At 71.2% G+C, this 11,690-nt stretch carries 9 protein-coding genes; 4 read left to right on the top strand and 5 right to left on the bottom strand.

Annotated features, from left to right (window positions below; all coding sequences use genetic code 11):
* Positions 1-9: 9 nt before the first annotated feature.
* A complete protein-coding gene (locus WMF29_RS47835) occupies positions 10-2,442 on the top strand; it encodes a hypothetical protein (protein ID WP_437326688.1) in 2,433 nt (810 codons plus the stop codon).
* A gap of 112 nt (positions 2,443-2,554) precedes the next feature.
* Here the strand turns inward: WMF29_RS47835 and WMF29_RS47830 are convergent, their stop codons facing one another.
* Complete coding sequence (locus WMF29_RS47830; RefSeq protein ID WP_437326687.1) at positions 2,555-3,130, bottom strand: TetR/AcrR family transcriptional regulator; 576 nt, start codon at positions 3,128-3,130, stop codon at positions 2,555-2,557.
* 331 nt (positions 3,131-3,461) lie between these two features.
* Here WMF29_RS47830 and WMF29_RS47825 point away from each other — a divergent pair, with 331 nt between their 5' ends.
* Both WMF29_RS47825 and WMF29_RS47820 read left to right on the top strand, forming a co-directional pair.
* Positions 3,462-4,556, top strand: a complete 1,095-nt coding sequence (locus WMF29_RS47825) for an NADH:flavin oxidoreductase (RefSeq protein ID WP_437326686.1) — start codon at positions 3,462-3,464, stop codon at positions 4,554-4,556.
* Between the two features lie 50 nt (positions 4,557-4,606).
* On the top strand, positions 4,607-5,458 hold the full coding sequence (locus WMF29_RS47820) for a ketopantoate reductase family protein (protein ID WP_437326685.1): 852 nt from the start codon (positions 4,607-4,609) through the stop codon (positions 5,456-5,458).
* Between the two features lie 102 nt (positions 5,459-5,560).
* Here WMF29_RS47820 and WMF29_RS47815 read toward each other — a convergent pair whose 3' ends face one another.
* Together WMF29_RS47815 and WMF29_RS47810 are read right to left on the bottom strand one after the other, a co-directional pair.
* Positions 5,561-8,041 carry a cation-translocating P-type ATPase gene (locus WMF29_RS47815; RefSeq protein WP_437326684.1) on the bottom strand — a complete coding sequence of 827 codons (2,481 nt, stop codon included), beginning with the start codon at positions 8,039-8,041 and terminating at the stop codon, positions 5,561-5,563.
* Between the two features lie 197 nt (positions 8,042-8,238).
* Positions 8,239-8,430: a CBS domain-containing protein gene (locus tag WMF29_RS47810; RefSeq protein ID WP_437326683.1), complete on the bottom strand. Its 192-nt coding sequence runs from the start codon at positions 8,428-8,430 to the stop codon at positions 8,239-8,241.
* 117 nt (positions 8,431-8,547) lie between these two features.
* Here WMF29_RS47810 and WMF29_RS47805 point away from each other — a divergent pair, with 117 nt between their 5' ends.
* Positions 8,548-9,702 (top strand): AI-2E family transporter, encoded by a 1,155-nt coding sequence (locus tag WMF29_RS47805; protein ID WP_437326682.1) that lies wholly within the window; start codon positions 8,548-8,550, stop codon positions 9,700-9,702.
* A 21-nt stretch (positions 9,703-9,723) separates the two neighbouring features.
* Here WMF29_RS47805 and WMF29_RS47800 read toward each other — a convergent pair whose 3' ends face one another.
* Positions 9,724-10,629: a YihY/virulence factor BrkB family protein gene (locus WMF29_RS47800; protein ID WP_437326681.1), complete on the bottom strand. Its 906-nt coding sequence runs from the start codon at positions 10,627-10,629 to the stop codon at positions 9,724-9,726.
* A 92-nt stretch (positions 10,630-10,721) separates the two neighbouring features.
* The gene (locus WMF29_RS47795) at positions 10,722-11,651 is read right to left on the bottom strand and encodes an alpha/beta fold hydrolase (protein WP_437326680.1); all 930 of its coding nucleotides are present in this window, start codon (positions 11,649-11,651) and stop codon (positions 10,722-10,724) included.
* Positions 11,652-11,690 lie beyond the last annotated feature (39 nt).

The following is an 11,690-nucleotide window of genomic DNA, read 5'->3' as shown; positions in this document are numbered from 1 at the left end:
GAGATGACGATGTCCCCGCCCCATATCCTCGCCCCCGCACCCGTCGAGCGCGCCTTCCGTTGCGCCTGGAATGAAGGGTCGAGCGCTGCGCTCGACCCCGCGGAGCAAACCGCGCTGGCCGCGCTCAGCCGGTGGCTCGACGAGCCGGAGCTGCCCTATGCGATCTTGCATGGCTCGCGCGCGAGCCGGCGCGCGGTCGTGGCCGCCCACCTGGTCCGTGCACAGAACGAAGGTGTCGCCTACGGTGCGCAGCTCGTGCCAATCGGGCCTGATCTCAGGCTCGAGCGTGACATCCTCGCGCTGCTGGTCTCGCGGGTGCTCTCCGACTACGCAGGCGGCGAGCCTCGGCTGTTGCGTAGACAGATCGCGCAGGAACACCTGCGCGTCGGGCCGACCGAGAACGAACCCTCGCTGCTGCTCGCGATCACCGACGTCGAGGAGGCGGAGCCGCTCGTCGCCTGGCCGGCGCTGTTCTCCGCCGTTGGCCCCCGCGTCAAGGTGCTCGCCACCGTCGAGGGCGACGACGCCGCGGCCCGCGCGTGGATCCAGCGCCTCGGCTTCGATCCGGCGCGCACGCAGATCCATCCACTGCCGGTGCGGCCCTGGCCCACACCGGGCGATCCCGCGGAGCTGCTCGCGACCGCGGACGCCGCATCAGCCAAGCTCCTCGGCCTGCTCTCCGTCGCCTACGGCCGGCTCCCCGAGGACGAGATCACTGCCGCCCTCGGGGCGCCCATCGAGGGCGCCCTCGCCGGGATCGAGCCGCTCGTCACGGCCGTCGATGGCACCTACGCGTTCCGCTCGAACGCGGCCCGCCGCGAGGTCGAGGAGCACCTCGTCCTCGGCGCGCGCGAGACGTCGACCCGCCAGCTCCTAGCGCTCCCGCCAGACGGCTATCCCTGCGCCTACGTGCGCGCGCACATGGAGCAGAGCGACGCACCGCTCCAGGCATTCGCCGCGCTGGTCACCGAGGAGCACCTCGCCCGCTGGATGGCCCGGCCCGAGGCCTACCTCGGCTTCGTCGCCGACCTCGAGCGCGTGCGCCGTCGCGCCGTCGTGGTGCTTCCCATGGGTCGCGAGGCAACGGCCCTCGCCGTACGCGCGGCCCTCGTCGAGGCGAGCCTAAACTGGTGCGCCCGACGCAAGGACCATGATGCTCCCGTCGGCGTCGAGCCCATCAACCGGCAGAAACGGATCGCCGACGAGCGAGATCAGGCCAGGGCGCTCACCGCGCTCGGCGCGGCGATGACGGCCGGCCCGGCGCGCGCCGAGGTGCTCGCGTGGGCCGCGGACGCCGCACGGCGCATCCCGGAGACCGAATTCCGCGGGGATGTCCTCCTGAGCCTCGCCGAGTGCGCAGGGGGCGAGACGGGATACGCGTTCGCGCGGGAAGCGCTCGCCGCGTTTCGGACCACGGAGGACGCGGAGAAGCGAGCGCACCAGATGCTTGTCGCGACAGGGGCACTGCCTCCGGAGGAAGGGGTCGCGGTCGCGCGCGAGGCGCTCGCTAGCCTCCGCGACGGAGCCGGAGATCCTGGCGATATCGAGGCGTTCTCCAGACATTTCCCGCACGCCGTCGCCGAGGCGCTCTGGCCCGACGCGGAGGCGCTGCCTGGACCCGCGCGGGCGCGAGCGCTCGCCGCGCTCGCGCGGGTCCTCGGCGATCCCGAGCGCGTACGCGCCGCCTTCGCCGCGGTGGAGCAGCACCTCGAGCCGTACGACCTGGCCGAGCACTGGACGCTCGCGCGGCTCGTGCCGCACCTTGACGCCCCGGAGGCCCGCCGCGCCGCGGCGCTCGCTCCCCGGTTCGGCGAGCACGCCGTCGAGCTCTTCGAAGCGCTGATCCCGCGCCTCAGGGCGCTGGGCGATCCCGCCGACGACCTGCTCGAGGCGCTGCCGCCAGCGCCTCGCGTGCGGGCGCTGGCCCGCAGCCTCCCCTTCGCCACGGAGCCGGCGCAGCTGCTGGCGCGGATCGACCAGGCCATCCAGCAGGCCGAACCGCGCGACCGCTACGGGCTGCGGATGTTCGACGTGGGGCCCTGGTTCGCGGCGAAAGGCGACAGCGACGCGCTGCTCGCCGCGGTCGAGCCGCTCACCGACGCTGGCCGCCTGGGCGCCTTCGGCTTCCTGGCACGCCACGATCCCGTGCACGCGCCCGAGCTGGTGCGTCAGGCCCTCCCCCTGGCCCTGCGCTTTGGTGCCGACGAGCCGGAACGCCTGCTCGACCTGGTCCCGCTGGCCCGCCATTTCCCGCCCGAGGGGGCCGCCGCGGCGTTCGGCCTCCTGCTCGACGCGATCGCTGGCGACTTCCGTCACGCCGCGCTCGCGGGCGACGGCGTCAGCCTCGATCGGCTCGCGCCGCTCATCGCGGCCCTCGCGGGCGACGAGGGTCTCGCCGGCGCGGCGCGCGAGGTCGTGCAGGTCGCGGCGTGGTTCCCCTGAGCGCCGCAGTGAACGCGGGCTGCCGTCATGGACTTCCGAGCGACCGCCTGCCCTGGCGGCGCAGCGGAGGCATCCCTGGCGGCGGAGGAGGCCAAGGCTCGGCACCGACCAGCTATCGCTTCTGCTTCGCCATCGCCTTCACGACCGCATCGGCCGCCGTGACCAGCGATCGCCTGAAGGCGTGGAGCCGCTGCTCCGCCGCCAATCCCTTCGCGGCCGGCTGGTTTGGCGCGAAGCTGAACCAGGACATCGACAGCCCGAGGAGGATGACGAACAGGTCCTCGGCGCACGGCTTCGGTGTCGCCCCGAGGTCGTAAGCCGCGGCGAGCTCCTGCACCTTGGCGGTCGCGACGTCGTGCTGCACCTCGTCGGGGAGCTCGAGCTGCCTCCACATCATCATCCGCACGCTCTTCGGATTCTCGACGAGATGGTCGAAGACCCCGGCGACGAAGGCCGGCAGATCCGACGGGTCGAAGGGCACGGCGTCGAACGCGATCTGACACCGCTCCTCGAGCACGCTGCGGAACAGCCCCTCTTTGGAGCCGAAATAGGCGTAGATGGCCTGCTTGTTCGCCGAGGCCCGCTCGGCGATGCGGTCCACGCGCGCGCCAGCCAGCCCTCGCTCGGCGAACTCGTCGAGCGCAGCGTCGAGGAGCCTCTTCTTGGTCGCCGCCGAATCGTAGGGCATGGGTGGATCCTTCATGGAGCACACGCCGTGGCGCGCGGCAAGGAGAGCGCACCGCCGACGTGCGAGCCACAACCTTCGGGCCTCCCCCACACGGCGCGCCTGCGGCCGTTCGCCACGCGCAGCGGCGACGCCGCGCCGCCCAGTTGACACGGCCCAGACCGCTCCCTAGGTTTTAAACCATCCAGTTGGTTTAACGCCGAGGCGCGCGCCGGCGATGGCGCCGCGCGGTGTCGAGATCGCAGGCGCCGGCGTTGCCGGAGCGCCAGGGGCGCTGCCGGCCACGACGCGGCGACGAGGACGACGCACAGAGGACAGGAGAAGGGACGAAGCGATGGCGGATCCGCAACCGAACAAGAGCGACGACGTCAGCGCGCTCTTCAAGCCTTTCGAGCTGAAGGGGCTGACGCTCAAGAATCGATTCGTCATGGCACCCATGACGCGCCAGCGATCACCGGGCAACGCGCCGGGCGAACCGAACGTCGCGTACTATACCCGGCGCGCCGCCGGAGGCGTCGGGCTGATCCTGTCGGAAGGAACGGTCGTCGAGCGGCCGGGCAAACTCCATCTCCGCGACGTCCCGCACTTCTACGGCGAGCGGGCGCTGGACGGCTGGAAAAAGGTCGTCAACAGCGTGCACGGGGCGGGAGGGAAGATGGCGCCCCAGCTATGGCACGTCGGGCTCGCGAAGCAGGATCCGAACGGCCACGAGGAGCCCGCGACGCTGGAAGGCCCGGCGAACATGTCCCGCGACGACGTGCACGCCGCCGTGCGGGCCTTCGGCAAGGCCGCGGCCGACGCGAAGCGCCTCGGCTTCGATGCCATCGAGATCCATGGCGCCCACGGCTACCTCATCGATCAGTTCTTCTACGAGGTGACGAACCAGCGCACCGACGAGTATGGCGGAAAGACCATCGGCGAGAGGAATCGCTTCGCCGTGGAGGTCCTCGAGGCCGTTCGAGAGGCCGTCGGGCCGGAAATGGTGGTGATCCTCCGCCTCTCGCAATGGAAGATGGGCGCGTACGATCATAAGATCGCGAAGACGCCAAAGGAAATGGAGCAGTGGCTATTACCGCTCGTAGAGGCGGGCGCCGACGTGCTCCACCTCTCCCAGCGACGCTACTGGGAGCCCGAGTTCGCCGGCTCCGATCTGAACGCCGCGGGATGGGCGAAGAAGATCACCGGCAAGCCCACCATCACCGTGGGGTCGGTCGGCCTGTCCGGCGATCTCTTCGGGAACTTCGCAGGCGAGGCCTCCGCGCCCCAGGGGCTCAATGAGCTCGTGCGCCGCTTCGAGCGCGGTGATTTCGATCTCGTCGCCGTCGGGCGCCCCCTGCTCAGCGACCCGGCCTGGGTGGAGAAGATCAAGACCGGCCGGACCTCGGAGCTGACGGAGTTCACCAAGGAGAGCCTTGGCCGGTACTTTTGAGTCGGACCGTCAATCTATGGAGCTTTCCCACAGGAGCTACGGTGTAACGCATGAAGATTGCCATTGTCGGCGCCGGTAGGATTGGAAGCACCTTTGCCTTTCAGCTCGCGCGAGCGGGGCACGAGGTGACGATGATCGCCCGTGGAGAGCGGCTGGAGCAGCTGCGGCGGGACGAGGCGATCGTGAGCGCCGCGGGGGAGCGCGCGGCGGTGCGCGTGAGCGCTGCGCTCGACGCGACGGCAGCGTGGGATCTGGTGCTCGTGACGGTGCTCGCGCACCAGGTGGACGCGGTGCTCCCCGTGCTGGCCGAGAGCGCGGCGAAGTCCGTGATGTTCATGTTCAACACCTTCGAGCCGCTGGGCCGCCTCCGAGATGCGGTGGGCCCGGCGCGCTTCGCCTTCGGCTTCCCCGCGATCCTGGCGACCCTCGAGGACGGCAAGCTGACGTCGAAGGTCGTCACCCGAGGGTTGGTCACCACGGTGACGGACGCGGCGTGGGCGAAGGTCTTCACGGACGCCGGCATTCCCGCCGTCGTGCACTCCGATATGGAGAGCTGGCTGCGCACGCACGCGGCGCTCGTCGCCCCGGCGATGGTGGCTATCACCAGGGCGCATGCGCGAAAGGCAGGCGTGTCGTGGGCAGAGGCGATGACGCTCGCGCGCGCCATGGAGGAAGGGCTCCGCGTGGTGCGTCACCTCGGAAACACCATCACGCCGGAGCCGATGGTGACGCTGAGCCGCTTGCCAACGCCAGCGACGGCCGCGCTCCTGTGGGGGCTCAGCAGGGTCGACGCCGTCCGCAAGACGGGCGCCGTCGGGCCTGGCGAGCCGCGCGCGCTGATCGACGCGATTGCCGCCGCGGCGCCGGGTCAAACGCCGACGCTGCTCGCGATCAGGCCCTGACGTGCGACCGCGACAGGAGCTCGTTCTGATGCGAGGCATCGGCACGGCCGAGATGCCGACGCATGCACGTACGGCGAGCACGGTCCGAGCTGGTCATGAGGATCAGCTCGCCTCCCGCGGAATGTGGCGCGCGGCGAGCTGCCGCCAGATAAGCCAGCTGACGAGCTCGGCCACGGCCCAGGTGGCGGCGATGGCGATCGCCAGCACGACCATCGCCCGGACGTCGAGCCGCCCGAGCCCGAGGACGCGCCGCAGCGCGGGGACGAGGATCGTCAGCAGCTGCAGCAGGATGCCGAGGCCGATCGACAGGTGCAGGATGAGATTGTGCCGCGACGGGTGCACCATTCGACGCGAGGGGTACGCGGAGACGAGCTTGGCGATTGACTCGTACAGGAAGAGGACGCTCTGGATGGCGACGGGCCCGTACCCCCAGCGGGGCACGAGCGTCATCAGCAGGATCCCGATCGAGCCCTTGAGCCCTCCCGTGGCCAGGATAAACGCTGCCGATGGTCCATCGAGCAGCGGGCTCTTCGGCGGGCGCGGCGGTCGACTCATGACATCGGGGTTGCGGTCGAGGGCCAGCGCCAGCGCGGGCGGGCCGTCGCCGACGAAGTTGATCCACAGGATCTGGAACGCCGTGAGTGGCAAGAGGAGCATGCCCGATTCGTCCCGGAGACCGAGGACGTACGAGCCGATCACGCCGGTGACCACGAGCAGTACGAGCGCGACATTGGTCGAGAAGGTGTACCGGATGAACTTCTGGATGTTCTCGTGGATGCCGCGTCCCTCCTCGATGGCGCCCACGATCGAGGCGAAGTTGTCGTCGAGCAGCACGAGATCGGCCACCTCGCGGGCGACGTCACTGCCGCGCTGCCCCATCGCGATCCCAACGTCCGCCCGCTTCAGCGCGGGTGCGTCGTTCACGCCGTCGCCCGTCACGGCGACGATGTTCCCATCCGCTTTCAGCGCCTCCACGAGACGGAGCTTGTGCTCCGGGCTCATGCGGGCGAACACGCCCACCCGGCGCACGGCTCGCCGCAGATCCTCGACCGAGAGGCGCTCGATGTCGGCCCCGGTGAGCATCTCCGTGCTCGCCATCCCGACGGCCTCGGCGACGGCGCGGGCCGTCGCCGGGTGGTCGCCGGTGATCATCAGGACCCGCACGCCCGCCTCCTGCACCTCGCGTATCGCCTCGGGGACCTCCCGCCGCGGCGGGTCCCAGATCATCACGAGGCCGAGGAATTCGAGGGCGTCTTCCCGCTCGCCCGGGGCGCGTGCCAGGGCGAGGACGCGGTAACCCCGCGCGGCCCCCTCCTCCGCTCGCTGGGCCCACCGCGCTCGACCTTCGGGCGACAGCTCCGCGCGCGCGAGCAGTACCTCGGGCGCGCCCTTGAAGTAGCTCACCGGCCCGGTCGGGGATGCGACGGTGACCCGCATGAACTTCCAGGCGCTGTCGAACGGACGGCTTGCGAGCCTGGGGTGCGCTTGCCGCACCGCGAGCGCATCGATCCTCCGCGAGCGCGCGTACTCGAGCAGCCCGAGCTCCAGCGGATCGCCCGCGCCGGCCTGCGCGTCGGCGTCGTTCGCGAACACCAAGACGGCGAGAGCCGCCTCGGGATCGTCGGACTCGAGGGCGGCCACCGACATGCGGTTGTCGGTCAGCGTGCCTGTCTTGTCGGTCGCGATCACCGTGACCGAGCCGAGGGCCTCGACCGCGCTCAGGCGCCGTACGACGGCGTGCCGCCGCGCCATGTGCTGGACCCCGAGGGCGAGCGTCGCTGTCACCACCGCCGGCATGCCCTCGGGCACGGCGGCGACCCCGAGCGCGACCGCGAAGATCATGACCTCCACGAAGTGCGCGAGGCCCTCGGCGATGAGCCCCAGGGCGATGAGCAACGCCGCGAGTGTTCCCACCCAGCGGGTGATCCTGTCGCCGAGCACGTCGAGACGACGCTCGAGCGGCGTCTTGTCGGCCTGGATCTGGCCGAGCACCGCGGCGAGCCGCCCCATGGTGCTCCGGGCGCCGGTCCCGGTGACGCGGAGGAAGCCCGTGCCCCGAGCGAGGAGCGTCCCGCTGTAGACCTCGGCGCCCAGCGATTTGTCGACCGGGATCGACTCGCCCGTCAGCACCGACTCGTCAATCATGACGCCGAGCCCCTCGAGCAAGGTCCCGTCAGCCGGGATCCGCTCGCCCGCTTCGACGCGGACGACGTCTCCTGGGACGAGCTGGCGGCTCGGGATGTGCACGAGGCGCCCATCACGAAGCGTCCAGGCGACGGGGGCGGCGAGGATCTCGAGCCGCGCGAGCGCGTGCTCCGAACGGTACTCCTGGAGCACCCCGAGCACCGCGTTGAGCACGAGCACGGCCGCGATGGCCAGCGCCTCGACGGGCCACCCCCGCCCGCCCCCGTAGAGCCAGGCGCCGAGATCGAACACGAGGGCGAAGAACAAGATGAAGTTGAGCGGGCCTCGGAACTGCCGGACAAGCCGCCTCCAGAGCGGCAGAGGTGCGGACTCCGGAATTGCGTTGGGGCCGAGCTCCTCCAGGCGACGCGCCGCTTCCGCCTGGGTGAGACCCGTCAAGCCTTGCTCAGCGTTCACGCCTGCCGCGGCCGGCGCGGCGTCGCCCTGCGCGCTCAATCGCGTCTCCGCTCAATGAGCTCGCCATCCGGGGCCACCTGCACCGGGGTCTCCGATCCGTCCGCCCTCTTCACCTCGTCCTGGAAGACGGGTGCGTTGTTCTGCGTGGTCTCATGCACCCTCGTCACCTGGCCGGGCGTTCACTTCACCGACCGGCCCTGCCGCGGCGACCGTTGCATGCGCGGGACCACTGCGATGCGCCTTCCCTGCTCGGTGTGCGTGTCCGTTGTCGTCGTCGACGAGGGGACACGCCGGCAGCCGTGCTCGCGCATCGTCCGCACGACGTCCTCGACGCTCGTGGTAACGGGCAGGGTGGCGAGCTCGTCCGACATCTGTCGTGCGCAAGGCTCGAACCCGAGCTTCACCGCGTGCAGCGGAGGGCCTCGGGCGTCTTGACGAGGCGCGGACCACGACGACGATCACCACGTCGAACCGCGGAGACCTACGTGATGGCCGTCCCCCTCCCGCCCGACGCTTCGGGGCCGCCCCCGTCCTCGGAAATGCGCGCGCCGGAGCCGCCTCCCACCGCGGTCCTGCCGGCGGCCCCTCCGGAGCCCGCGCGGGAGCGACGGGCGCTCGCGGCGCTGGCGATCGCCGCGGTCGCGGCCATGGTGTGGATCACCCACCCGGTGGGGATCGGCATCCTCCTCGGCACGCTCAACGCCTTCACGATGCAGCCGTTCTACGAGCGGATGCGGGCGCGCGGGCGTCGACCCGCGGTGGCGGCGGCGATCGCGGTCGGGCTGTCGTCGATCGTGATCGTCGCGGTGCTGGCCGGGATCTCGTCGCTGCTCGTGGGCCGGGGCGTGGTGCTGGCAGGGGAGCTCATCGCCGCGCTCTCCCCCGGGGCCCCGGCCCGTGAGCTCGTCGTGGAGTGGACCCGGCGCCTCGAACCGCTCGGGCTCCGCGCCGACGATCTTGCCGCCCGGCTGCGCGACGCCGCGGCCGAGCTCGCCGCCCGCGCCGCCGGCATCGCGGCGTTCGTCGCCTCGGCCAGCTTCAGCGCGCTGCTCGGCTTCTTCTTCGTGTCGATGACCACCTACTTCGTCCTTCGGCACTGGACCTCGCTCGCGCGCCGCGCGGAAGACGTGCTCCCGCTGCACCCACGCCACACCCGCGCGTTGCTCGACGAGTTCCGTGTCGTCGGCCGGACGACGCTCCTCGGCACGGTGCTCACCGGAATCGCGCAGGGGTTTCTCGCGACGATCGGTTACCTCATCACGGGGGTGCCCGAGGCGGCGTTCTTCGGCGCCGCGACGGCGGTGGCCTCGCTGGTCCCCGCGGTCGGCACGCTGCTCGTCTGGGTTCCGGCGGGCGTGTACCTGATCCTCACGCACCACATCGCCATGGGGATCGTCGAGCTCGCGTGGGGGGCGCTGGTGGTGGGGGGCGTCTCCGACTACGTGATCCGCCCGCGGCTCGTGGGCCGGGGCTCGAGCATGCCAGCGCTCTTCACGTTCGGCGCGCTGTTCGGTGGGGTGGAGACGTTCGGGCTGTTCGGGCTCTTGCTCGGGCCGCTGGTGATGGCGCTGGCGATCTCGACGCTGCGGATCTACGTGGCGGAGACGAAGGGGAGGCGCACGGACGGCGAGGCTCGGAGGTGATCGAGGTGGCGAGATCGACGCTCAATCGTCCATCCTGCTCCTGGCAGCCGCCCCGGGGCAGGTCTCGACGCCGCGCGCAAGCTTCCGGTTCACCACCGCCCCCACGAGGAGCGCTGCCGTGAACAAGTACAGGCCGATCATGGTCACGCCGATCACCGCGAGCCCCGCCAGGTAGGCGCCGCCATCTCCCGCTTTGGCGATGTAGAACGCATAGGCGAAGCCGAACAGGATCTCGAGCGCGACGGCGAGCAGCGCACCGGGGAGGATCGGCACGCCACGCCGGGCCCGCGGCGGGATGCCGACCCGGTACAGGGCACAGACGTACGCGAGGACGATCCCCGTGCTGACGCAGAAGCGGAGAAGGCGGCTCGTCAGGGTCGGGGCTTCGGTCGCCCGCAGCGGCGGGATCCACCGCCCAAGCCCACCCATCGCGCCTTGGAGCGCGGGGCCCAGGGACGCGAGGAGAGCAACCGCGACCGGCAGGACGATGCACATGCCGATGGCGAGCAGGCGCTTCTTCCACCAGGGACGCGAGATCCCGGTCCCGATCTCGAGGGAGTCGAAGATCGAGTGCACGCCGGTCGAGGCGAGCCAGATGAAGACCGCTGTGCTCGCGACGCCCGCCGAACCCTCGTTCCAGGTGGCGAGGTTGATCAGCTCGGCGCTGACGAGCTGGCGGGCCGCTGCCGGGAGCGGGCTCAACAGCTGCACGACCGCGCTCCAGTTGTTCGTCGAGAAGCGCCCGGCAAGGAGACCCGCGACAGCGGCGAGCGGCACGAGCGAGAGAAATAGCCAGAACGCCGTCTCGGCGGCGAGGCCGAGGACCCTCGTGCGATCCAGGCAGACGAGCACGTCCTTCGACCAGGCGCCGGCGCGTGAAAACCGCCGCTTCCATCCCGCCAGCTTCAAGGTGTGCAGCCGACGCATCGATGCCTCCCACCTCGGGGATCCATGGTATATTGTCAGCGTCGCGCGTCGTGTGATCGCGCCCCGACATGGCCAGCGAAGGCGCGTCGCCGTCACGCCGCGCGCCCGCGCGTGAGGAGCTCGCGCCACCGCTGCGAGGAGACTCGCGCCGGCTCCGTCGCGTCCACGAACCCCTCGAGCACTCGCACGAATCTCTCCGGATCCTCGCAATGCGGGTAGTGCCCGACGGCGTCGAAGAGATCGAGGCGGCTGCCCGGCATCGATGCGTGCGCGTCGCGGGCGTGGGCGACGGGGATCACCGGGTCGTGGGTCCCCCACACGATCAGCGTCGGCACCTCCGCCGTCAGGTACAGCCGGTCGTGCGCGCTCACGCGCTGGCCGGCGCGGTCGATCACCGAGCGCAGGGTCTGGACGAACGCGCGCCGGGCGTCCGCGTCCGCGAGCGATGAATAGGAGTTGACGAACTCGACGAGCACCGGGCCGGGGCGCCGGCCGCGCCGCTCCAGGAAGCGCACGGCGGCGCGCGCGAGGAAGCGCTCCGGGCCGAGAGCGAAGCGGAGGAGCGCGCGGGAGAGCGGCCGGCAGCCGATCGGCAGCGCCAGCCCGGCCCCGGGCAGGCTCAGCACCCGCAGGAGCGCGTTCACCTCGATCCCGAGGCCGCCGCTGCCGACGAGGACGAGCCGCTCGCAGCACTCGGGGAACTGGTAGACCGTCTGCATGGCGACGCCGCCGCCGAACGAGTGCCCGACGAGGGTGCCGCGGTCGTGTCCGAGCGCCGCCATGAGATCGCGGATGCTGCTCGCATACGCGCCGAGCGAGTAGTCGGTCCGCGGCTTGGCGGAGGCGCCGTGGCCCAGCAGATCCGGCGCGACGACGGTGAACCGCCGGGCGAGCGCGGGGATCACGTGCCGCCACGTCGCCGAGCTCCCGGCCATGCCATGGATGAGCACCAAGAGCGGGCCCCGGCCTTCCCGGCGGAAGGCGATGTCGTGCCCGTGGATCGTGGTGTGGTGCAGCTCCATGACACGAAGCGTAATGCGGTTCCGGCCGGTGTCAGAGCC

The organism is Sorangium sp. So ce381 (assembly GCF_051473845.1).
GTDB lineage: Bacteria > Myxococcota_A > Polyangia > Polyangiales > Polyangiaceae > Sorangium > Sorangium atrum.
The sequence above is the reverse complement of the archived record's forward strand: the minus strand, read 5'-3'. Positions and strand labels throughout refer to the sequence as shown.